The sequence below is a fragment of the Novosphingobium sp. genome (assembly GCF_031424035.1).
Classification (GTDB): domain Bacteria; phylum Pseudomonadota; class Alphaproteobacteria; order Sphingomonadales; family Sphingomonadaceae; genus Novosphingobium.
This window is the reverse complement of the sequence record NZ_JANPGP010000072.1, coordinates 1-21082: the sequence shown is the minus strand read 5'-3', so window position 1 is coordinate 21082 and position 21082 is coordinate 1. Positions and strand designations below refer to the sequence as shown.

General features: G+C 64.3%; 21 protein-coding genes and 1 tRNA gene. 12 read left to right on the top strand and 10 right to left on the bottom strand.

The window, feature by feature from the left end; translation table 11 throughout:
• The 6 genes from pdhA to grxC form a co-directional block, all read right to left on the bottom strand.
• Positions 1-996: pyruvate dehydrogenase (acetyl-transferring) E1 component subunit alpha (gene pdhA / locus RMO89_RS11060; RefSeq protein WP_310533112.1), on the bottom strand; the 996-nt coding region annotated here is incomplete at its 3' end.
• A gap of 142 nt (positions 997-1138) precedes the next feature.
• A complete protein-coding gene (locus RMO89_RS11055) occupies positions 1139-1441 on the bottom strand; it encodes a septum formation initiator (RefSeq protein ID WP_310533110.1) in 303 nt (100 codons plus the stop codon).
• Positions 1442-1650: 209 nt separating this feature from the next.
• Positions 1651-1727, bottom strand: a tRNA-Arg gene (locus tag RMO89_RS11050).
• A gap of 39 nt (positions 1728-1766) precedes the next feature.
• Positions 1767-2252 (bottom strand): DUF1178 family protein, encoded by a 486-nt coding sequence (locus tag RMO89_RS11045; protein WP_310533109.1) that lies wholly within the window; start codon positions 2250-2252, stop codon positions 1767-1769.
• Complete coding sequence (locus RMO89_RS11040; RefSeq protein WP_310533108.1) at positions 2249-3079, bottom strand: carbon-nitrogen hydrolase family protein; 831 nt, start codon at positions 3077-3079, stop codon at positions 2249-2251. Before RMO89_RS11040 ends, RMO89_RS11045 begins: the two co-directional genes overlap by 4 nt.
• A complete protein-coding gene (grxC, locus tag RMO89_RS11035; RefSeq protein WP_310533107.1) occupies positions 3079-3336 on the bottom strand; it encodes a glutaredoxin 3 in 258 nt (85 codons plus the stop codon). The genes RMO89_RS11040 and grxC overlap by 1 nt, the downstream gene beginning before the upstream one ends.
• 152 nt (positions 3337-3488) lie before the next feature.
• Here grxC and RMO89_RS11030 point away from each other — a divergent pair, with 152 nt between their 5' ends.
• Positions 3489-3959, top strand: a complete 471-nt coding sequence (locus tag RMO89_RS11030) for an Hsp20 family protein (protein ID WP_310533106.1) — start codon at positions 3489-3491, stop codon at positions 3957-3959.
• Between the two features lie 300 nt (positions 3960-4259).
• Here RMO89_RS11030 and RMO89_RS11025 read toward each other — a convergent pair whose 3' ends face one another.
• From RMO89_RS11025 to tpiA, 3 genes are all read right to left on the bottom strand, one after another.
• Positions 4260-5894 carry a CTP synthase gene (locus tag RMO89_RS11025; RefSeq protein ID WP_310533105.1) on the bottom strand — a complete coding sequence of 545 codons (1635 nt, stop codon included), beginning with the start codon at positions 5892-5894 and terminating at the stop codon, positions 4260-4262.
• Positions 5895-6027: 133 nt separating this feature from the next.
• Positions 6028-6393, bottom strand: coding sequence for a preprotein translocase subunit SecG (gene secG, locus RMO89_RS11020; protein ID WP_310533104.1), 366 nt, complete (start codon positions 6391-6393; stop codon positions 6028-6030).
• A 99-nt stretch (positions 6394-6492) separates the two neighbouring features.
• On the bottom strand, positions 6493-7263 hold the full coding sequence (gene tpiA / locus RMO89_RS11015) for a triose-phosphate isomerase (protein ID WP_310533103.1): 771 nt from the start codon (positions 7261-7263) through the stop codon (positions 6493-6495).
• A gap of 248 nt (positions 7264-7511) precedes the next feature.
• Between tpiA and RMO89_RS11010 the strand changes: the two genes are divergently transcribed.
• The 10 genes from RMO89_RS11010 (at position 7512) to lexA (ending at position 17302) form a co-directional block, all read left to right on the top strand.
• Complete coding sequence (locus tag RMO89_RS11010; RefSeq protein WP_310533102.1) at positions 7512-9440, top strand: SurA N-terminal domain-containing protein; 1929 nt, start codon at positions 7512-7514, stop codon at positions 9438-9440.
• Positions 9441-9457: 17 nt separating this feature from the next.
• The gene (trpE, locus tag RMO89_RS11005) at positions 9458-10972 is read left to right on the top strand and encodes an anthranilate synthase component I (RefSeq protein WP_310533100.1); all 1515 of its coding nucleotides are present in this window, start codon (positions 9458-9460) and stop codon (positions 10970-10972) included.
• Positions 10969-11490, top strand: a complete 522-nt coding sequence (locus RMO89_RS11000) for a hypothetical protein (protein ID WP_310533099.1) — start codon at positions 10969-10971, stop codon at positions 11488-11490. Before trpE ends, RMO89_RS11000 begins: the two co-directional genes overlap by 4 nt.
• A gap of 12 nt (positions 11491-11502) precedes the next feature.
• Positions 11503-12087, top strand: a complete 585-nt coding sequence (locus RMO89_RS10995; RefSeq protein ID WP_310533098.1) for an aminodeoxychorismate/anthranilate synthase component II — start codon at positions 11503-11505, stop codon at positions 12085-12087.
• 24 nt (positions 12088-12111) lie between these two features.
• A complete protein-coding gene (locus RMO89_RS10990) occupies positions 12112-12903 on the top strand; it encodes a phosphodiester glycosidase family protein (protein WP_310533097.1) in 792 nt (263 codons plus the stop codon).
• Complete coding sequence (gene trpD, locus RMO89_RS10985; RefSeq protein ID WP_310533096.1) at positions 12900-13883, top strand: anthranilate phosphoribosyltransferase; 984 nt, start codon at positions 12900-12902, stop codon at positions 13881-13883. The genes RMO89_RS10990 and trpD overlap by 4 nt, the downstream gene beginning before the upstream one ends.
• Positions 13880-14683 carry an indole-3-glycerol phosphate synthase TrpC gene (gene trpC / locus RMO89_RS10980; RefSeq protein WP_310533095.1) on the top strand — a complete coding sequence of 268 codons (804 nt, stop codon included), beginning with the start codon at positions 13880-13882 and terminating at the stop codon, positions 14681-14683. Before trpD ends, trpC begins: the two co-directional genes overlap by 4 nt.
• A gap of 146 nt (positions 14684-14829) precedes the next feature.
• Positions 14830-15303, top strand: coding sequence for a cyclic pyranopterin monophosphate synthase MoaC (gene moaC, locus RMO89_RS10975; RefSeq protein WP_310533094.1), 474 nt, complete (start codon positions 14830-14832; stop codon positions 15301-15303).
• Positions 15300-16502: a molybdopterin molybdotransferase MoeA gene (locus RMO89_RS10970; protein WP_310533093.1), complete on the top strand. Its 1203-nt coding sequence runs from the start codon at positions 15300-15302 to the stop codon at positions 16500-16502. The genes moaC and RMO89_RS10970 overlap by 4 nt, the downstream gene beginning before the upstream one ends.
• Positions 16503-16606: 104 nt before the next feature.
• Positions 16607-17302, top strand: a complete 696-nt coding sequence (gene lexA, locus RMO89_RS10965; protein ID WP_310533092.1) for a transcriptional repressor LexA — start codon at positions 16607-16609, stop codon at positions 17300-17302.
• Here lexA and RMO89_RS10960 read toward each other — a convergent pair.
• On the bottom strand, positions 17296-19563 hold the full coding sequence (locus tag RMO89_RS10960) for a ComEC/Rec2 family competence protein (protein ID WP_310533091.1): 2268 nt from the start codon (positions 19561-19563) through the stop codon (positions 17296-17298). The two genes, lexA and RMO89_RS10960, sit on opposite strands and share 7 nt — an antisense overlap.
• A gap of 28 nt (positions 19564-19591) precedes the next feature.
• Between RMO89_RS10960 and gltX the strand changes: the two genes are divergently transcribed.
• A complete protein-coding gene (gltX, locus tag RMO89_RS10955) occupies positions 19592-21034 on the top strand; it encodes a glutamate--tRNA ligase (RefSeq protein ID WP_310533090.1) in 1443 nt (480 codons plus the stop codon).
• Positions 21035-21082 lie beyond the last annotated feature (48 nt).

The window sequence follows — 21082 nt, the reverse complement described above, 5'->3', positions numbered from 1 at the left end:
ATCGGCGGCTTCGGAAACGCGGGTGCGGATTGCCTTGTCGATGTCCTTGAGCTTGTCCTCGGACATGCCGCGGGCGATCAGTTCAACCTTCGCGGCTTCGATCGGATCGTGCTTTTCGCGCATTTCCTGCACTTCGTCGCGACTGCGGTATTTCGCCGGGTCGGACATCGAGTGGCCGCGATAGCGATAGGTGTGCATTTCCATCAGCACCGGGCCGTTGCCGGCGCGGACGAATTCGAGCGCAACTTCGGTGGCCTTGCGCACTTCCAGCACATCCATGCCGTTGACGCTCATGCCCGGAATGCGGAAGCCCGTTCCGCGGCGGTAGAAATGCGTTTCCGCCGAACCACGCGTTACCGCCGTGCCCATCGCATAGCCGTTGTTTTCAACCACGAAGATCACCGGCAGCTTCCACAGCGCCGCCATGTTGAAGCTTTCATAGACCTGGCCCTGGTTCGCCGCACCGTCGCCGAAGTAGGACAGGCACACGCCGCCATCGCCGCGGTACTGGCTGGCGAAGGCAAGGCCTGCCCCCAGCGGCACCTGCGCGCCGACGATGCCGTGGCCGCCATAAAATCGGTGCTCGGTGCTGAACATGTGCATCGAGCCGCCCTTGCCCTTGGAAATCCCGGCGGCGCGGCCCGTAAGTTCAGCCATGATCACCTTGGGTTCGATGCCATAGGCGAGCATGTGGCCATGATCGCGGTAACCGGTGATAACGCTGTCCTTGTCATCATCGAGCGCCGAAAGCATGCCCACGGCAACCGCTTCCTGACCGATGTACAAGTGGCAGAACCCACCGATCAGGCCGAGGCCGTAAAGCTGGCCCGCCCGCTCTTCGAAACGGCGGATGAGCAACATCCGCTCATAGAAGGTCAGCAGTTCCTCATCGCTCGCCTTATAAAGCTTGTCAGCTTCGAAAGCGGTCTGGAGCGAGCGAAGCTCGAAGGATTCGTCGCCTGATATGGAGGCGTTGTTTTTAGCGGCTTTGGCCAATGATGGTCCCCTGGGGAAAGAACTCGCTCCCGTATAGAGAGCGATCTCGACAAGGGGAACCGGGGCTGTGCACTTTTATTGCCGCCCTGCGAAATTCTGATAGCCGAATGGGTAACTGCGAGAATGCCGTTCGGCAGACGGCTTACTTGAGGATCAGGACCATTTCGTCCTCATGGACGACATTGAGGTCGCGGCGAACGAGTTCACCGGCAAGATCGGGATCAGCGCCATTGGGGTCAAGCCGCTCAACCCGGTTTTTCAGGGCATCACGCTCAACCATGGCCTGCTTCAATTCGGAATTGCGCTGGTCAAGCATATGCAGATTTTCACCCCAGGCCAGCAGCCCGCTTGGCCCGGCAACAGCCAGTCCCGACATGACGAGAAGCAGCGACAGCGCACCCAGCTGGGTGATCTTTTCGCTCTTCAGCCGGGGCTCGCTACGCATCCTTTGCATTGCCCCAAGAATCATATTCGATTGGGCCATGCAAGCACAAAATGTGATGGATTCTCACTACTTTGGCACGCGAATTGGATGCGGCGGAACAGGAGCATCGCAAGGCGCTGAAATGATTCACTTTTGTTACAACTGCAACAGGGCCAGCAGAAAATCAGCTGGTCGCAATCTTGGCGGCGCAAATGGAATTGTCCGAAAGATGGTGCGCCCGACGGGATTCGAACCCATGGCCCCCAGATTAGGAATCTGGTGCTCTATCCTGCTGAGCTACGGGCGCACTCGGCGACTCCTTAGGCAGCCCGCGGGACTGATGCAATCAGTTCGCTTCGCTCGGCGGAACCACCGGGAACAGGATCGGCGCAATCTCGACACCTTCTTCGAACAGCTCGCGCGCTTCGTCGGGTGTGGCACTGCCGTGGATCGGTTCGGCGTCCTGTTCGCCGTAATGGATCGCGCGCGCCGTATCGGCGAACTTGTCGCCCACGTAGGTCGATGACTTGAGCGCTTCAGCCTGAGCCGTGGCAATCGCACGGAACATCTCGACCGCTTCGGGTGGGATCAGCGGGCCGGCATTGGTCATCGGCGCAGACGCGCGGGGCTTTACCACTGTGGGAACGTCGGGAAGCTGATTGCCCTTGCGCGCCACATTGGGGGCCTGCACCGCTTTCACGACATCGCGGGAATCACAAAAAGGACAGGAAACCAGCCCCCTGCCCTGCTGACTGGCGAAATCGTCCGAAGAGGCGAACCAACCCTCGAAACGATGTTGCCCTGCGCGGCATTCAAGATCGTAGACAATCATGTCCCGGCCCAAGTGGGAATTTCGCGGCGATTGGCAAGGCTGGGCAATTGCGCCCGCACTTCGGCGATGCGCGCCGGATCGATTTCAGCAAAGCCGATTCCGGGCTCCTCACCGCCCATATCGAGGAGGACCTCGCCCCACGGATCGACGACGAGGCTGTGACCGTAAGTTTCGCGCCCGTCCTCATGCCGGCCGACCTGCGCGGCGCTGACCACGAAAGCGCTGGCCTCGACCGCGCGGGCGCGCTGCAGGAGGTGCCAGTGGTCGCGCCCGGTCGGCACCGTGAAGGCCGCAGGTACTGCGATGGCATCGCACTTGTGCCGGCCAAGCGCTTCAAACAGCGCGGGAAAGCGGATGTCGTAGCAGATCGCCAAACCGAGCCGGCCCAGCGGCGTGCCATCAGCTATGCCCAACACCTCGCCCGGGGTATAGGCGTTCGATTCCCGCCAGGATTCGCCGGTCGCAAGATCGACATCGAACATGTGGAGCTTGTCGTAGCGGGCCGCAATCTCACCATTCGCGTCGATCACCAGCGCGCGGTTGGCATAACGGCCGTCCTCGCGCGAAACGGCAATAGATCCCAGCGCCAGCCACAGGCCGTGCTTGGCCGCCGCATCGCGGCAGTCCGCCAGCAAGCGGTCGTCCTGTTCGGCAACAATGCTGGCACTCGCCCGGCGGCGATCCCGGTCGATGATGTTCGACATTTCCGGCGTGAACAGCATCTGCGCCCCGCCCGCCTTCGCCTCGGCCAGGGCATCGACGATGGTGCGCGCATTGGCGCCCGGGTCGATCCCCGAACACATCTGGAGCAGCGCGATGCGCGTCATCAGATGCCCAGTGCCTCGTCCAGCTTTCCGGCACGGTCGAGCGCGTGGATATCGTCGCTGCCGCCATAGGGGACGCCGTCAATAAACACCTGCGGCACGGTGCGCGCTCCCGGTTTGCGTTCGGTCATTTCCGCGCGCTTCTTCGAGTCCATTGTCACGTCATATTCGACGTATTCAACGCCCTTGGAATCCAGCAGCGCCTTGGCACGGACGCAGTAGGGACAGCCCCATTGGGTATAGATCTCGACCTGTGGCATGATGTTCCTGGATTGGAGACTTGAAAGTCTGCTCGGCTAACATATCTCTGGTCACGTGTCATGCGCCCCAAAGGGCATGGCGCGAAACCGGCGGGACGCCCTTTTCGGGGTCTCGTTCTGAACCGAAAATTGCTCAACAGAGGATTTTTGCCATGAACCGTTTTGATTTCTCCCCCTATCGCCGCAGCACCGTGGGCTTTGACCGCCTGTTCGACCTGCTGGAAAATGCGGGCCGCAGCAGCGGCGACAATTATCCCCCCTTCAACATCGAGCGCCGCGGTGACGATTCCTATCGCATCACGCTGGCCGTCGCCGGGTTCAAGCCCGACGAGCTCGACATTACCGCACAGCAGAACCTGCTCGTGGTTTCGGGTAGGAAGGCACCGGAAGCGCAGGATGCGGCGCAGTTCCTCCATGTCGGCATTGCCCAGCGCGGCTTTGAACGCCGGTTCGAACTGGCCGATTTCGTCCGGGTCGAAAACGCCAACCTGGAAGACGGGCTGCTGCTGATCGATCTGGTACGCGAAGTCCCCGAGGCGATGAAGCCGAAGAAGATCGGCATTGCCGGTCAGAAGTCGCTAAGCCTGGTCGAGAGTAACAAGGACGCTGGCAAAGCTGCCTAAGCGTTAAAATTCGGGGGCGGACCCGGGAAGGTCCGCCCCCACGACGCTAGCGCGCCGTCTTGTCTTTCCTGATCGTCCGGGTCGCAGAAGACGATCAGTTCAGAACAAGCCTTGAAACCTTGAAGCGCCCCCGCCTTATCGCCACGTAGCCTTACTTACCCATCGATATTCGAGAGTGCGACTCTGCTATTGCCCGAAACCACCTTGGGCCGCAATCACCTGTCGAAACGTTTTCGAAAAAGGTTAATTCCTTAAGACCTTGGTCAAAAGGAATGAGGGCACTTCGAGGGGGCCGCGAAATCAGACCAGACGCGACTGCGCGAGCGCTGCGCCGATAAAACCAGCGAACAGCGGGTGCGGATCGAACGGCTTGCTCTTCAGTTCGGGATGGAACTGCACGCCGACGAACCACGGGTGATCCGGCCGCTCGACGATTTCGGGGAGCAGGCCATCGGGCGACATGCCCGAGAAGACGAGTCCGCCCTGCTCCAGCCGCTCGCGGTAAGCGCCGTTGACTTCGTAGCGGTGGCGGTGGCGCTCCCAGATCGTCGTCGCGCCATAGATCGCGGAAACGTGGCTGTTGCCAGCGAGTTTGGCCTCATAGGCACCCAGCCGCATCGTGCCGCCCAGATCGGATTCAGCGCCGCGCTGCTGCAGGCCTTCGGGGCTCATCCATTCGGTGATGATGCCGACTACCGGCTCGCTCGGCTCGCCGAATTCGGTTGAACCCGCGCCTTCGATCCCGGCCGTGTTGCGCGCCGCTTCGACGCAGGCCATCTGCATGCCCAGGCAAATGCCGAAGAACGGCACCTTGCGTTCGCGCGCGAAGCGGACCGAAGCGATCTTGCCCTCGGTCCCGCGCACGCCGAAGCCGCCGGGGACGAGGATACCGTGGAGCGGTTCGAGCCGGGCAGCGATCTCGCTGTCATCGCCTTCGAACACTTCGGCGTCAATCCAGCGGATGTTGACCTTGACCCGGTGGGCCATGCCGCCGTGGACCAGCGCTTCATTGAGGCTCTTGTAAGCATCGGGCAGGCCGACATATTTGCCGACGACGCCGATGTTCACTTCGCCTTCGGGATATTGGAAGCGATCGACAATGTCGTCCCAGCGCGACAGGTCGGGCGCAAGACTGCTGTCGATGCCGAAGTGGCGCAGGACTTCAGCGTCGAGTCCTTCTGCGTGGTACTGCAACGGCACCGAATAGATCGACTGGGCATCGAGCGCCGGGATCACGGCTTCCTTGCGGACGTTGCAGAACTGCGCGATTTTCGCGCGTTCGTTGTCGGGCAGCGGATGTTCGCAGCGGCACAGCAGCACATCAGGCTGAACGCCCAGGCTCGTCAGTTCGCGCACCGAATGCTGGGTGGGCTTGGTCTTGAGCTCCCCGGCAGCCTTTACATAAGGCACCAGCGTGACGTGGATCGAACAGGTCTGATCGCGGCCGAGTTCGTTACGCAGCTGGCGCAGCGCCTCGATGAAGGGCAGGCTTTCGATATCGCCCACCGTGCCGCCGATTTCGCAGAGCACGAAGTCGAGGTCATCAATTTCGGCGCGGGCGAAGTTCTTGATCGCGTCTGTAACGTGCGGGATTACCTGAACCGTGGCGCCCAGATAGTCGCCGCGGCGTTCCTTGGTGATGATGTCGCGGTAGATGCGGCCCGAGGTAATGTTATCCGCTTGCCGCGCGGAAACGCCGGTGAAGCGTTCGTAATGGCCCAGATCGAGATCGGTTTCCGCCCCGTCGTCAGTCACATAGACTTCGCCGTGCTGGTACGGGCTCATCGTGCCCGGATCGACGTTCAGATAAGGATCGAACTTGCGGATGCGGACCTTGAATCCGCGTGCCTGCAGCAGCGCTGCGAGGCTTGCCGCCATGAGACCTTTGCCGAGCGAGGAGACCACGCCGCCGGTAATGAAAATGAACCGCGCCATGGGAGTTGGGCCTTAAGCGAGTATGGGGGGGTTGGGCAAGCGACTAGCGGCGAAATCCACAATTGCCGCGCGGCAAGTGGATCCCGCCCGCCGCAGCAGAGCGGCGGCAGGGGACTTTACGTACCCGGTCGGATTACTTGGTAGCGGGTGCTGCCGGGTTACCCGCCGGAGCCGCCGGATTGGCGACCGGCGCGCCCGGATTGGGCGCTGCGGGACCTTGCTGGACCGGTGCGGGCGCCGAACGTTGCAGCGACGTATCGATCTTCTGACCGCTCGAATGGCCGGCAGCCAGCGCGGCCAGCACGATCGACAGGCCGACAAACAGCGTTGCCAGGATGGTCGTCGCCCGGGTCAGGAAGTCTGCCGCGCCGCGCGCCGACATCAGGCCGGTGGGACTGCCGCCAACACCAAGGCCGCCGCCTTCGGACTTCTGCATGAGGATAACGCCGACAAGCAGCGCGCCTATGATGGCCTGGAGGACGGTAAGGAAGAGAAGCATTATGTCGGGCCTTTGACCTTGGTTGAGGCGCATCTAGGCGCGCAGGGGCACTTTCGCAACCCTTGCTGCGCCACTTCCGCCGCGCGCACGCGTGTCGTTTCAGGCGACCGATTCGGTTCCGGCTGCCGCGATGATGGCGACGAAGCTTTCCGCGGCAAGGCTCGCCCCGCCGACCAGCGCCCCGCCCACGCCTTCTGCTGCGAGCAGCGCGGCGGCGTTTTCGGCATTGACCGAACCGCCATAGAGGATGCGCACGCCATCACCCTTGTCACCGTAAGCAGCCGTGATCCGCGCGCGGATCGCCGCATGCATGGCGATAACGTCCTCGACCTCGGCAACGCGGCCGGTGCCGATTGCCCAGACCGGTTCATAGGCCACCGATATGCGGCCCGGGGCCAGTTCGGCAATCGCTTCGGCAGAGGGGAGCGACTTGTCGACCTGCTTGGATACGACGGCTTCGGCCTTGCCGGCGTCGCGTTCTTCCAGCGTTTCGCCCACGCAGACGATCACGCCGAGTCCGGCATCGATGGCAGCCTCAGCCTTGGCCTTGACGAGCGAGTCGTTTTCGCCGTGATCCTTGCGGCGCTCGCTGTGCCCGACGATGACAAAGGTGGCGCCGCAGTCGGCAAGCATCGGAGCCGAAATGTCACCCGTGTGCGCGCCCTTGGCGGCCACGTGGCAGTCCTGTCCGCCAGTGGCGATGGCCTGCGCGGCTTCAGCGAAGGACTGAATCAGGGTGAACGGCGGGGCAAGCGCCACCTGCACGCCCGGGTAGCGCGCAGCTGCGCGATCAATCGCGCGAGCCTCGGCAAGCATGGCACGCGTGCCATTCATCTTCCAGTTGCCGACAATATAGGGGGAAGCGGGCATGATGAGAAACTAACTCCCTGTTTTTCAAGAAGGCCCGCCCGACTCTCCCGGATCGAGGGCACGGCCATTTGCCGCGCCAGCTAGGGAGCCACGGCGATCTTGTCAAAACAACCTGCGACGAAACGAGTGACCATCGGCTCTGCGTTTGGGTGGCGATGCCACGTTTTCCTGCGCGGATGGCCATTGCCGTATGCGGACAAGCGCCGTAAAGCCGCGCCTCTGTTCAAGTCCCAGGTGAAGCTTTCACAATGCTAGAGTTCTTCCGCAAGTTCATGAAATCCAAGGTCGGATTGACCATCACCTTGGGCTTCGTTGGCCTGATGGCGCTGGCCTTTGTGCTGGCAGACGGCATGTCCAGCCTTGCCGGCGGCAGTGCGAGTGGCAAGGTTGCCACGGTTGGCGGCCGATCGATTGACGCGCAACAGCTGTCATCGAACGCGCTCAGCGCGGTCGAGCAGACCCGCAAGCAGAATCCCACGGCGACGATCAAGCAGTTCATCGAGGCAGACGGTCTGAACCAGATGCTCGATCAAATGATCGACGTGGCCGCCATCGCTGTCTGGGGTGATTACCAAGGTATGGTTGCGGGCAAGCGCCTGGTGGACAGCGAATTGCTAAAGATCCCGTCGTTCCGCGGCACGGACGGCAATTTCAGCGAAGCCAATTTCCGCGGCGCGCTGGCCCAGGCCGGCATGACCGAACCGCAGTTCCGCGCGCAGGTCGCAGATGACCTGATCGCCAAGCAGGTGCAAATCCCCGCCGCATTCGGCGCGCGCGTGCCGCTTGATCCGATGTTGCGCTATGCCGGTCTGCTGAGCGAAACCCGCGAAGGTGCCATTGCCCTGATCCCATCGGCTGCCTTCGCCCCTACTGGTGAACCCAGCGCGCAGGAACTGGCGACCTATTACAAGGCCAACCGCAACACATACATGCGGCCCGAGCGCCGCGTCGTGCGCTATGCCACTTTCGATGACAGCGTGATCAAGTCGGTCCTCGCCCCCACCGAGGCGCAGATTGCTGACCGCTACAAAGCCGATGCCGAGAAATACACCGCCACCGAAGCGCGCAAGCTGACGCAGGTCATTGCCCCGACCGAGGCTGCGGCGAGCGTCATTCTGGCCGATCTTGGCAAGGGCATGACGCTCGATGCGTCAGCGCGCAGCAAGGGCCTTTCAGCGGCCGCTATCCCTTCGATCGACAAGGCGGATTACCAGCTGCAAAGCTCGTCGGCGACGGCCGATGCCGTGTTCGCGGCCAAGCCAGGCACCGTGGTCGGTCCGCTCAAGGGCAGCCTTGGCTGGTTCGTCGTCCGCGTTGAGGGCGATGCCGGCAAGGCGGGCAAGACGCTCGATCAGGCACGCGGCGAAATCGTCGCGGCGCTGAACGAGGAAGGCAAACGTCATGCCCTCGCCGAATTCTCGGCCAAGGTCGAGGACGGCTTCGACAATGGCGGCTCGCTCACCGATATTGCCCGCGACCTCGGTCTGACGCTCAAGCAGTCGCCGCCGCTGCTGTCGAACGGCGCGGTCTATGGCAGCGAGGCGAAGGCGCCGCCAGAGATCGCCCGGGTGCTGCAGGCCGCCTTCTTCATGGAAGGCGAGAACCAGCCCCAGCTTGCCGAAGTCGATCCGGGCAAGTCGTTCATCATCTTCGACGTGACTGGCATCCAGCCCGCCGCTCCAGCCCCGATTGAGGAAATCCGCGCGCAGGTTGTTGCCGACCTGATGCTGCAAAAGGGCTCCGCCGCCGCCAAGGCTGCTGCCGAACAAGTTATGGCCGCAGCGAAAAAGGGCACCGATATGCAGGCCGCGATGGCCGCACTCGGCAAACCGCTGCCGCCGGTTGACCGGGTGACCATGCCCCGCGCCCAGCTGGCGCAGATGGGCGGCCAGATCCCGCAGCCGATCGCGCTTCTGTTCTCGATGGCGCGCGGATCGGTCAAGCTTATGCCGGCACCGCGCAACCGGGGCTTCTATGTCGTATCGGTCAAGACCATCACGCCGGGCAAGATCGATCCCAAGGATCCGGAACTCGCCCGCGCCCGCCGCGATTTCGGCACCTTGTCGGGCCGCGAATATGCCGAGCAGTTGCGCAGCGCGATCAAGGCCGAGATCGGCGTCAAGAAGAACACCTCGGTGCTGGATGCGGTCAAGCGCCAGCTGCTCGGCGGTAACTGACCAGACGGAACTGACAGATGTCCGGCGCACGCCCTGAAAACTGGGATAAGGCCCATGCCCAGCTGGCTGCCGGCCAGCCGGCGCTGGTCTGGCGCAAGCTGGTTGCGGATACGGAAACGCCGGTCAGCGCGGCGATCAAGCTGATCGAGCCGGGCCGCGGCGATTTCCTGCTTGAATCGGTTCAAGGCGGCGAAGTTCGCGGGCGCTATTCGATGCTCGGAATTGACCCCGATCTGGTGTTCCGTGCCACTGGCCATTCCGCCGAGGTCAACCGCACCTGGCGGACAAACCGCGATGGCTTCGAAGCCTTGCCGGGGGACGCTCTTGGCGAACTGCGCGCGCTGGTTGCCGCTTGCCGCATAGAAGTGCCTGATGTCCTGCCCAAGGCGCTGGCTACCTTCGTCGGCTATTTCGGCTATGAAACCATTGGGCTGGTCGAAAACCTGCCCCGCGCGCCGCAATCGGCGCTCGACCTGCCCGACATGTTGTTCGTGCGTCCGGCGCTGGTGCTGGTGTTCGACCGGCTCACGGACGACCTGTGGTGCGTGGCCCCGGTCTGGCCGGAAGGCACCGCCGACGCCCAGCTTGAAAGCGCCGCCGATCGCATCGACGAAGCGCTGCGCCGGATTGCCCAGCCTGCCCCAGCGACTGCTGCGATAGCCAATCTCTCCGAACCAGCGCTCACTCCGGTGCTGCCTGAGGGCCGCTACCGCGACATGGTGCTGAAGGCGAAGGACTACATCACCGCCGGGGACATCTTTCAGGTCGTGCTGGCCCAGCGCTTCACGACGCCCTTCGCGCTGCCAGCGTTCAACCTCTACCGCGCGCTGCGCCGGGTGAACCCCTCGCCGTTCCTCTACTTCCTCGACCTGCCGGGCTTTGCCGCCGTGGGATCGAGCCCGGAAATCCTCGTGCGCGTGCGCGATGGCGAAGTGACGATCCGCCCGATTGCCGGCACGCGCCCGCGCGGCGCCAGCCTTGAGGAAGACCGCGAGAACGAGGCCAGTCTGCTCGCCGATCCCAAGGAACGCGCCGAGCACCTGATGCTGCTCGACCTTGGCCGCAATGACGTTGGCCGGGTGGCGCAGGCGGGCACCGTGCGCGTGACTGAGAGCTATACGATCGAGCGCTACAGCCACGTCATGCATATCGTCAGCAATGTCGTCGGCCAGCTCGATACCGCGAACCACGATGCCATCGACGCGCTGTTCGCAGGCTTCCCGGCAGGCACCGTCTCCGGTGCGCCGAAAGTCCGTGCCTGCGAAATCATCGCAGAACTGGAGCACGAAACGCGCGGGGCCTATGCGGGCGGCGTCGGCTATTTCGCGCCCGATGGCTCGGTCGACAGCTGCATTGTACTACGCACCGGGATCGTCAAGGACGGCACGCTCCACGTTCAGGCTGGTGCGGGGATCGTATCGGACAGCCAGCCCGAATACGAACAGCGCGAGTGCGAGGCCAAGGCCGGCGCGCTGTTCGCCGCCGCGCGCGAAGCGGTCCGGGTCGCCTCGGAGCCCGGCTTCGGGCAATGATTGAGGTGGGGGCTGGTCGCTCCTTTTCGTTCGAGCTGACCGCGCAGGACAGCGCGCAAGCTGCCACGCTGCTCGCCGGGAGGCACCCGATGCGCAAGGCGGGGCCGCTGCTGGTGGTCGTGGCCTCGTTGCTGGTCGGCGGACTGGTGGCGCTGGCTGCGGCAAAGTTTTCCCCGGGCGGTGACGCGCGGCGGATTTTCGGGCTGGCAACGGCGATGAGCGCGCTGTTCCTTGGTGTGCAGTACCTGATGCTGCTGCGCATTGCGCTCAACACCACGCGCGCCTCGATCGAGAGCCTTGGCTGGACCGGGCAGCGGATCCACGCGCTGATCGATGACGCGGGCGCAAGCTTCGATAGCGGACAAGTGCGCCTTGAATGGCAGGATTTGCGGCAGGCCATTGAAGGCCCGGCACACATCGTGCTCTTGTCAAACACCCTCGCCCCTATCGTCATCCCCAAACGCGCTGCGAGCAAGGACACGCAAATTCTGTTGCTCGCCCCGCAGGTCCGCGCTTAAGGCGTCCCCACCATGATCCTCGTTATCGACAATTATGACAGCTTCACCTGGAACCTCGTCCATTACCTGATGGAAATGGGGGCCGAGGTTGAGGTCGTGCGCAACGATGCGATTTCGGCGGGTCAGGCGATCAGCTCTGGCGCGCAGGGCTTCCTGATCTCGCCCGGCCCCTGCACGCCCAATGAAGCCGGCATCAGCCTTGAACTGGTCGGCGCGGCGGCAGAAGCGGGCAAGCCGCTGCTTGGCGTGTGCCTCGGCCACCAGTCGATCGGGCAGTATTTCGGCGGCAAGGTCGTGCGCGGCGGTCTGATGCACGGCAAGACCAGCCCGGTCACCCACGATAGCACCGGATTGTTCGCCGGCCTGCCCTCGGCCTTCACGGCCACGCGCTATCACTCGCTGATCGTCGAGGACATTCCAGAGACGCTCATCGTCAACGCGCGCTCTGATGATGGCCATGTCATGGGCTTTCGCCATGCCAGCCTGCCGATCCACGGCGTGCAGTTCCACCCGGAATCGATCGCGACCGAACACGGCCACGCCATGCTGGCCAACTTCCTCAAGATCTGCGGCGTCGACGCGCGCCTGCCGGCCTGATCGGTCGCCAAGCAGGGTCCGATCATGAACCTGCGCCGCATCCTGATCGCCGCGCTCGTGGTGCTGGTCGGCGTCCTGCTCTATCGCAACGTCGGCAGCGCGCCCGCGCCCAAGGCCGCGCCCGCTGGCGATTGCACCGCGTCCCGCTTTGAGGATGCCGCCTTCACCGAATGCCTCGCCGTTCCCGGCAAGCACCAGATCGCGCTGCGTCTGAAGGGCCAGAACGGCTTGATCTTCCGCGGTTTCCCGACGCTGGCGCAAGATCCCAGCCGGGGCGACATCGCCTTCGCCGTCAACGGCGGCATGTATGACACCGGCAGCCGCCCGATCGGCTATTACGTCGAAAATGGCGAGCGCCTGCGCAAGCTCAACCAGGCCAATGCCGAGGGCAATTTCTACCTCAAGCCCAACGGCGTGTTCTTTGGCGATGCGGCGGGCAACTGGCGCGTGCTGAGCAGCGAGGACTTTGCCGCCACCGTTACCAAGCGCCCGCAATTCGGCACCCAGTCCGGGCCGATGCTGCTGATCGCCGGCAAGCTCCACCCCAGCCTTGCCGAGAACGGCGCATCGCTGAAACTGCGCAATTCGGTCTGCGTCGATGCCAAGGGCGCCGCGCACTTTGCCATATCGGACGAGCCGGTCTCGTTCGGCCAGATCGCCCGGTTGATGAAGCGCGGCTGCGGGGATGCCAATGCCCTGTTCCTTGACGGCACGGTTTCATCGCTGTGGCACCCCGCCGGCGGAAGAATGGACGTGCGCTTTCCGCTCGGCCCCTTGATTGTCGTGACGAGTCTGCGCAAGGAGCCAGCGAAATGACCATTGCCGCTGCGCCCCTGACCTTCGACGAAGCCCATGCCCTGTTCGGGCAAATGCTCGATGGCGCCATGCCCGACGAGGAAATCGCGCCCCTCCTGATCGCGATGACCGAACGCGGCGAAACGGCAGAGGAAATCGCCGGCGCAGCCCAGGCGATGCGCGACCGGATGATCGCCGTCGCCGCGCCGGACAACGCCATTGACGTGTGCGGCACCGGCGGTGATGGCCAGCACACGCTCAACGTGTCGACCGCCGTGGCCATAGTCGTCGCAGCTTGCGGCGTGCCGGTGGCCAAGCACGGCAACCGCGCCGCATCGAGCAAGTCAGGCGCTGCAGATACGCTCGAAGCGCTCGGCCTCGACCTGTCCCGCGCGGCCCAGACGGCGGAGGCGACACTCGGCGACATCGGAATTTGTTTCCTGTTCGCCGGGGCCCATCACCCGGCAATGGGCCGGATCATGCCGATCCGCCGCGCCATCGGCCGCCGCACGATTTTCAACCTGCTCGGCCCTCTGGCCAACCCGGCGCGGGTCAAACGCCAGCTCGTCGGCATCGCCCGCCCGGCCTATGTGCCGATCTATGCAGAGGCCATCGCGCGGCTCGGCACTGATCAGACCTTTGTGGTTTGCGGCGACGAGGGACTCGACGAACTGAGCCTGGCGGGCGGCAACGAACTTGCGATTGTCACCGGCGCCAATGTCTCTATGCGGCGCGTCACCCCCGGCGAGGCAGGCCTTGCCAGCGCGCCGATCGAAGCTCTTCGCGGCGGAGATGCGGCCCACAATGCCGCCGCCCTATCGCGGCTGCTGATGGGCGAAACGGGGCCCTACCGCGATGCCGTGCTGTTCAACGCGGCTGCCGCGCTGATGGTCGCGGGCGAGGCTTCGGACTGGAACGAAGGCGTCGAGGAAGCCGCCGAAGCCATAGACAAGGGGCTCGCCAAGGGCCTGCTCGATTGCTGGATTGCGAGCGTGAAATGACCGACAAGCTCACCGAAATCTGCGACACCACCCGCGCCGAAGTTGCGCGTCGCAAACCCTTGCGCTCGTTGGCAGACCTCGACGCTGCCGCGCAGCAGCAGTCCGCCCCGCGCGGGTTCGAGGCGGCGCTGCGGGCCAAGGCCGCCACCGGCTATGCCCTGATCGCCGAGATCAAGAAGGCCAGCCCCTCCAAGGGCCTGATCCGCGCCGACTTCAATCCGCCTGCTCACGCCAGCGCCTATGAAGCGGGCGGCGCGGCCTGTCTGTCGGTCCTGACCGATGCGCCCTATTTTCAGGGCCACGAAGACTACCTGATCGCCGCGCGCGCAGCCTGCGGCCTGCCGGTGATCCGCAAGGATTTCATGGTCGATCCGTGGCAGTGCGCCGAAGCGCGTGCAATGGGAGCCGATGCCATCCTGATCATCGTCGCCGCGCTGGATGACAGGCTGATGGCCGAGATCGAGGCCGCTGCCACCGATCTAGGCATGGATGTGCTGGTCGAGGTCCACAACGAGGCCGAAATGGAACGCGCCGCGCGGCTGAAATCGCGCCTGATCGGGGTCAACAACCGCGATCTGAAGCGCTTCGTCACCGACCTTGGAACCACTGAACGCCTCGCCCCGCTGGCCCCTGAAGGTACGCTGCTGGTCGGCGAGAGCGGGATAAACAGCCATGCCGATATTCAGCGGCTGTCCCGCGCCGGGGTGCGCACGTTCCTTGTCGGCGAGAGCCTGATGCGCCGGGCCGATGTCGAGACGGCGACGCGGGCATTGCTGACGGGCGAAGCGGCGCTGTCCTAACGCCCACGAATCTGGCAGGTTGGCGTAATGACAGAACCTGAACCTCACCCCGGGATACTGCCCTCTGCCGCCATTTGCATGGCGCGTGCTTTCTCCTCTGGACTGTGTCCAGCGTGTCCAGTCCATTCATCGGTTGAGGCTTGAACATGAACCAACTCACCCACCTCGACGAATCGGGCAAGGCGCGCATGGTCGACATCGGCGGCAAGGCCGAGACGCGCCGGGTCGCCGTTGCCAGTGGCAGCATCGCCATGTCGGCACCCGCTCTCACCGCCATCCGCGATGGCGACGTCCCCAAGGGCGACGTCCTCGCCACCGCGCGCATCGCCGGGATCATGGCGGCGAAGAAATGCGCCGAGCTGATCCCGCTGTGCCACCCGCTGGCACTCGATTCCGTCACGGTCGATTTCGCGCTGGAGGACGGCGGCGTGCGGGTGACCGCCAGCGCATCGCTCAGCGGGCGCACGGGCGTGGAAATGGAGGCCATGACCGCCTGCTCGATTGCCCTGCTGACGATCTACGACATGGCCAAGGCGATCGACAAGGCGATGGTGATTGGCGAGGTCCGCCTACTGTCCAAGAGCGGTGGCAAATCGGGCGACTGGACCGCCCCGGCATGAGCGCGATGCTGACGCTGGAAGAAGCGCAGGCGCGGTTGCTTGCGCTGGCGCCCATCCTGCCGATCCAGAATGTCGATGTGCCGGGAACGCTAGGCCGCTACCTTGCCGAGCCGCTGAAGGCGCGCCGCACCCAGCCCGCCGCGCATGTTTCGGCGATGGACGGCTATGCCGTGAAGGGGCCGGACCTGAGTGGCCCTTGGACCGTCATCGGCGAAAGCGCCGCCGGACATCCCTATTCAGGCGAAGTCGCGGCCGGACAAGCCGTTCGCATCTCCACCGGCGCCCTTGTGCCCGCCAGCGCGGACGCCGTGGTCGTGCAGGAAGACCTGGCCCGCGATGGCGACCACCTGTTGCTCACCGGCACCCCGCCCTCGCCTCCGGGCAAGCATATCCGGCTCTGCGGCTCAGACTTCGGCATCGATACCGAGCTGCTTCCCGCCGGCACGCGCATCGGTCCGGCGCAACTGGCGCTCGCCATTGCCGCCGGGCACAAGCACCTCGCCGTGCGGCGCGTGCCACGGGTGGCGATTATCGACAGCGGCGATGAACTGGCGAGCGATCCCGAAGTCTGCGCCGCGCATCAGGTTCCCGCCAGCAACGGCGCGATGCTGGCCGCGTTGCTCGCTTCGCTGCCTTGCGAAGTCGATCGCATCGGCCCGGTGCGAGACGACCTGGCCCTGCTGATCGACGCGTTCCACCTGGCCCGCGACGCCGACATCATCGTCACCACCGGCGGCGCATCGGTGGGCGATCACGACCTGATTCGCCCCGCCATCGAAGCATGGGGCGGCACAATCGATTTCTGGAAAGTGGCAATCAAGCCAGGCAAGCCGCTGCTCGTCGCCACGCGCAGGTCGCAAGTAGTCGTCGGGCTACCCGGCAATCCGGTGTCGAGCCACGTGACGGCGCTGCTGTTCCTGCTGCCCCTGCTGCGCGCCGCGCTGGGCGCCGCCGATCCCCTGCCCCGGACCATCGACCTGCCGCTGGCCGCGCCGCTGCGCGCTGGCGGCGATCGCCGGGAGTTTCTTCGCGGCAGGCTGGTGCCGGGCGGCGTCGAAGTTCTGACCCAGCAAGACAGCGGCGCGCTGGCGGCGATGGCCGCCGCGCAGGTGTTGATCGACCACCCCATTCAAGCTCCCCGGCAAGGGGCGGGCGACACTGTATCGGTAATTTTGCTCGGAAATGGCGGCATTGCGTGACCATGTTCTTGACTTGGTCCGAATCGTTGCTTAATTGTTCCGCATTCGTTCACTGAACGGCGCAGGAATACCCCACGCGCGTTCCGGTTGAGGAGTGACGCAAGATGCTGACCCGCAAGCAGCACGAATTAATCCGCTTCATCCAGGTCAAATTGGAAGAAACCGGCATTTCCCCGAGTTTCGAGGAAATGAAGGAAGCGCTCGACCTGAAGTCGAAGTCGGGTGTTCATCGTTTGATTTCCGCGCTGGAAGAACGCGGCTTCATTCGCCGCCTGCCCAATCGCGCCCGCGCGCTGGAAGTGCTGCGCCAGCCGGACAATGTCAGTCAGGCTGCGCCCAGAGCGGCAACCCCGGCGAACACCAACTCCGTAACGCCGCCGCTGCGCGCACCGGCCGCCACCCCGCGGCCGGCCAACGATGTCATCGAGATTCCACTGCACGGCAGGATTGCCGCCGGCATGCCGATCGAAGCGTTGGAAGGCCAATCGAGTCTGCCGGTTCCCGCCGCGCTGCTCGGCCCGGGCGAACATTTCGCGCTCGAAGTATCGGGCGATTCGATGATCGATGCTGGCATTCTCGATGGCGACTTCGCGCTGATCCGCAAGACAAACACGGCGCGCGACGGGGAAATCGTCGTTGCCTTGGTTCACGGCGAGGAAGCAACACTCAAGTACCTGCACCGCGAACAGGGCGGCGTGCGGCTCGATCCGGCCAATGCGGCCTACGATCCGCAGCACTTCGGCCCGGGCGAGGTAGAGGTTCAGGGCAAGCTGGCTGGCTTGCTCCGTCGTTATCACTGAGGCGGCGAACTGCCTTTTGTTGAACCGCGCGGCGAGGTCCTTCGGGGTCTCGCCGCATTTGGTTCGGGCTTGGCTGGTTCCTGCCACCAGCCCTGCTCGCCCTGACCTTCAGCGACCGTGGTGATTTTTTGCCTGTCCAAGTCAATCGCGAGGCCGCCTGTGCGATAGAGCGTTGACTTGTCTGCCTTCAGGAAGCGCGGGCGGCAGCTTCTCGGCAACCAGCGATCGGCAACCACGATGTCGCTGGCAGCGCAGGCGGTGGCAAGTTCATCCTTCGGCACCCAGTCGGTCCCGCGCCCCATCAACAGGTGCCAGGTTCGCCCGCCACGCTCGATGTCGAGCGCACAGAATTCCGGCGTGCAGCGCGCCTGCGGCAAGCTCTCGATGCTGCGAACCTCGCCGTTCATCCCGGCGAGTTCGGTGAGGTTCTGGCGGATGTAATCACTCTTCGATTCGCGCAGCACGACCATTTCGCTCTCCGCCAGTCCGGTGATTCCGACATGCCGGCCGTCGCCCGATACCAACAGGTCCGGCGGCGAAGTCATGGCGACGACACCATAGCCGATCATGACCGGCACGAGCCCCAGCAATCGCTGCCGCCCGCGCCAAAGCGCCAGCCAAAGCCCGCCGGCAACAAACAGAGCAAAGCAGCCTTGGGTCATTGCTGGAAGGTAGGTCACCGATCCGGGCTGACCCGCCACCCACCGGGCAAGCCAGAGCAGGAGGTCGAGCGACAGCCCGGCCAGCCACCAGAACGGTCCGCCCGCTCCCACCGTATCGAACAACAGGGCCAGCGCGATCAGCGGCATCGAGGCGAAGGTCGTAAGCGGGATCGCGATGACATTCGCCAGCGCCCCATAGACCCCGGCGCGATGAAAGTGGAACAGACCGATCGGCATCAGCGCCAGTTCGATGACCACCCCGGTGAGGACCAGCATGGCAAGCTTGCGGAGAAAGCTTTGCCACCAGGGTTGGTCGCGAGGAGCCAGAAAAGCGCGGACCGGCGCGCAATCGTGCAGAACGACGATGGCGATTACTGCGGCAAAGCTCATCTGGAAGCTCGGTCCGACAACCGCCTCTGGCCAGAACACCATGACAATGAACGCCGCCACCGCGACCATCCGCAAGCTCAACGGCTCGCGCCCCAAGGCCAAGGCTGCAAGCACGAGCAGCGCGCCAAGGCACGACCGCACCGTCGGCACCTCGGCACCCGTCAGCACGGTGTAGCCAATACCCGTCAGCGCCGAAGTCCCCGCCGCCAACAGCGGCAGGCGATACCGCAGCACCAGCCACGGCCACAGACCGAACAGGCGCATCGCCAGGAACCAGGTCGCTGCAATCACCGCGCTGACATGGAGCCCGCTAATCGACAGCAGATGCGTCAGCCCCGAATCGCGCATCGCCTCTTCGTCAGCCAGATCGATGCCGCCGCGATCGCCGCTGGCGAAGGCCGCCGCGATGCCTCCCGCCGATCCGGGCAGTGATGTCCGGACATGGTCCGAAATCTGCCGCTGCAGCTTCGCCACTGGCGAGCCTGCGCCCTGTGCCGGAGCCGTCACCTCAATCGGACCAAGCGCCGAACCTGTCGCCGAAAGCCCTTGAAACCAAGCGGTGCGGGCAAAATCATAGCCGCCAGGAAGCATCGGCGCGGCAGGCGGAACCAGCCGGGCGCGAAGCCGAACCTTGGCACCCTCCCCCGCGGCCTCCTGATCATCGGCGATCGGAACGTTGATCCTTACCCGCATCGGTCTGCCTGAGACGCTGTCCCGGGCCGCAATCACCAGCCGGACACGCTCCTGCGCCGGCTGCTCGGTCCTCTGGATAACCGTGCCGGAAAGTTCAACGACGACCGCGCGCGCAATCGGCGGCGCTCCCACCAGTTCGGATTTCGCCCAGACAAGCGCGCACCCGGCTGCAGCCACCAAAAACAACGAGGCAAATGCCTGTCTGAGATAGGGAAAGCGGCCATCTTCGCGCATGAACAGGAGCGCGCAGGCAGCGGCGCTCGACAGCATGGCCATGATTGCAACCCATTGCCAAAGCTGCAAAAAGACGAACCACACTCCAATCCCGGCGGCGAAGGCGACGGCCAGCCAGGGCGCCCGGTCAAACCCGGCGCGGCACAGAAAGCGCTCGAGTGCATCAAGCCCGCTGGACAAGCGCCCTGCTACGCGGCAAAGGCGATGTTGCAGTGCAGCGCGCCCCACCAAATCCGGCAGGGAATCGCTGGCAATTGCCGGGATTTCGGCGTTCTGCATCATGGACTTATAGGACAGGAAGGCGAGGGCAATGGCAAGCGGGAGCGGTAACGACACAGCAGCGACTGAGGGTCGCGCGCCTGTCGTCACGCGTTTCGCGCCGTCACCCACCGGATACCTGCACATCGGCGGCGCCCGCACCGCGCTATTCAACTGGCTGTTTGCCCGTCACCACGGCGGCAAGTACCTCGTCCGCATCGAAGATACCGACCGCGCCCGCTCGACCGAACCGGCGATCGATGCGATCTTCGACGGGCTCGGCTGGCTTGACCTGCTGGGTGACGCCGAGCCGGTGTTCCAGTTCGCCCGCAGCCCGCGCCATGCCGAAGTGGCCGCCGCGCTGCTGGAAGGCGGCCACGCCTATCGCTGCTACCTTTCGCCTGAAGAACTCGCTTCACGGCGCGAAGCCGCCCAGGCCGAACGCCGCCCGTTCCGCATCGAGAGCGAATGGCGCGATGCCGATCCCGCTACTTGGCCCGCTGAAACTCCTTACGTTGTGCGCATGAAAGCCCCGCGCGAGGGTGAGACGGTGATCGAGGACCAGGTGCAAGGCACGGTCCGCGTCGCCAATGCAGAGATTGACGATTTCGTCATCCTGCGCAGTGACGGCACGCCGACCTACATGCTCGCCGTGGTCGTCGACGATCACGATATGGGGGTCACTCACGTGATCCGCGGCGATGATCACCTCAACAACGCTTTCCGCCAGCTCTGCATCATCCGCGGCATGTCCTGGGCTGAACCCGTATATGCCCACGTGCCGCTGATCCACGGCTCCGACGGGGCAAAGCTGTCAAAGCGCCACGGCGCGCTGGGTGTCGATGCCTATCGCGACGAGATGGGCGTGCTGCCCGAGGCGCTGTTCAATTACCTCCTGCGGCTCGGCTGGGGTCACGGCGACGACGAATTCATCAGCCGCGAACAGGCGGTCGATTGGTTCGACATCGCCCATGTCGGCAAGAGCCCATCGCGCTTCGATCTGGCCAAGCTGCTCAATCTCAACGGACATTACCTGCGCGAAGCAGACGACACGCGGCTCGCCTCGCTCGTCGCGCCGCGCATTACGGGTGAAGTTGACGAGGCGCTTCTGGCAAAGGCCATGCCGGTGCTGAAGGTCCGCGCCAAGGATCTCAACGAACTGGCTTCTGGCTCCGCGTTCCTGTTTGCCCAGCGTCCGCTGGCGATCGAGGAAAAGGCCGCCGCGCTGCTGACTGATGACGCGCGCGGGCTGCTGGCAGGCATCGCCGATGCGCTGCGCAATTCAACGGACTGGACAACCGAGGCTCTCGAAGTAAGGGTCAAGGCCTTGGCCGAGGAATGGGGACTGGGTCTGGGCAAGCTGGCGCAGCCATTGCGCGCCGCCTTGACCGGGCAGACGACATCCCCGGGAATTTTTGACGTTCTGGTACTTCTGGGGCGGGAGGAAAGCCTGGCGCGTATCGACGCGCAGGCGATTCCGGCCGAACCGGCATGATCTGAGGAGATAGATGGTGGGCAACGCAAAGCTGAACGCAGGCGGTCA

What these genes read in the sequence shown, in the direction of transcription:
- RMO89_RS11030 (WP_310533106.1), top strand. Translation starts at nt 3,489, where the DNA reads ATGAACCGTTTTGATTTCTCCCCCTATCGCCGCAGCACCGTGGGCTTT.
- gltX (WP_310533090.1), top strand. Translation starts at nt 19,592, where the DNA reads ATGGCAAGCGGGAGCGGTAACGACACAGCAGCGACTGAGGGTCGCGCG.
- trpC (WP_310533095.1), top strand. Translation starts at nt 13,880, where the DNA reads ATGACCGACAAGCTCACCGAAATCTGCGACACCACCCGCGCCGAAGTT.
- moaC (WP_310533094.1), top strand. Translation starts at nt 14,830, where the DNA reads ATGAACCAACTCACCCACCTCGACGAATCGGGCAAGGCGCGCATGGTC.
- RMO89_RS10990 (WP_310533097.1), top strand. Translation starts at nt 12,112, where the DNA reads ATGAACCTGCGCCGCATCCTGATCGCCGCGCTCGTGGTGCTGGTCGGC.
- RMO89_RS11040 (WP_310533108.1), bottom strand. Translation starts at nt 3,079, where the DNA reads ATGACGCGCATCGCGCTGCTCCAGATGTGTTCGGGGATCGACCCGGGC.
- RMO89_RS10960 (WP_310533091.1), bottom strand. Translation starts at nt 19,563, where the DNA reads ATGATGCAGAACGCCGAAATCCCGGCAATTGCCAGCGATTCCCTGCCG.
- RMO89_RS11055 (WP_310533110.1), bottom strand. Translation starts at nt 1,441, where the DNA reads ATGCGTAGCGAGCCCCGGCTGAAGAGCGAAAAGATCACCCAGCTGGGT.
- trpD (WP_310533096.1), top strand. Translation starts at nt 12,900, where the DNA reads ATGACCATTGCCGCTGCGCCCCTGACCTTCGACGAAGCCCATGCCCTG.
- secG (WP_310533104.1), bottom strand. Translation starts at nt 6,393, where the DNA reads ATGCTTCTCTTCCTTACCGTCCTCCAGGCCATCATAGGCGCGCTGCTT.
- lexA (WP_310533092.1), top strand. Translation starts at nt 16,607, where the DNA reads ATGCTGACCCGCAAGCAGCACGAATTAATCCGCTTCATCCAGGTCAAA.
- trpE (WP_310533100.1), top strand. Translation starts at nt 9,458, where the DNA reads ATGTCCGGCGCACGCCCTGAAAACTGGGATAAGGCCCATGCCCAGCTG.
- tpiA (WP_310533103.1), bottom strand. Translation starts at nt 7,263, where the DNA reads ATGCCCGCTTCCCCCTATATTGTCGGCAACTGGAAGATGAATGGCACG.
- grxC (WP_310533107.1), bottom strand. Translation starts at nt 3,336, where the DNA reads ATGCCACAGGTCGAGATCTATACCCAATGGGGCTGTCCCTACTGCGTC.
- RMO89_RS11045 (WP_310533109.1), bottom strand. Translation starts at nt 2,252, where the DNA reads ATGATTGTCTACGATCTTGAATGCCGCGCAGGGCAACATCGTTTCGAG.
- RMO89_RS11025 (WP_310533105.1), bottom strand. Translation starts at nt 5,894, where the DNA reads ATGGCGCGGTTCATTTTCATTACCGGCGGCGTGGTCTCCTCGCTCGGC.
- RMO89_RS11010 (WP_310533102.1), top strand. Translation starts at nt 7,512, where the DNA reads ATGCTAGAGTTCTTCCGCAAGTTCATGAAATCCAAGGTCGGATTGACC.
- RMO89_RS11000 (WP_310533099.1), top strand. Translation starts at nt 10,969, where the DNA reads ATGATTGAGGTGGGGGCTGGTCGCTCCTTTTCGTTCGAGCTGACCGCG.
- RMO89_RS10995 (WP_310533098.1), top strand. Translation starts at nt 11,503, where the DNA reads ATGATCCTCGTTATCGACAATTATGACAGCTTCACCTGGAACCTCGTC.
- RMO89_RS10970 (WP_310533093.1), top strand. Translation starts at nt 15,300, where the DNA reads ATGAGCGCGATGCTGACGCTGGAAGAAGCGCAGGCGCGGTTGCTTGCG.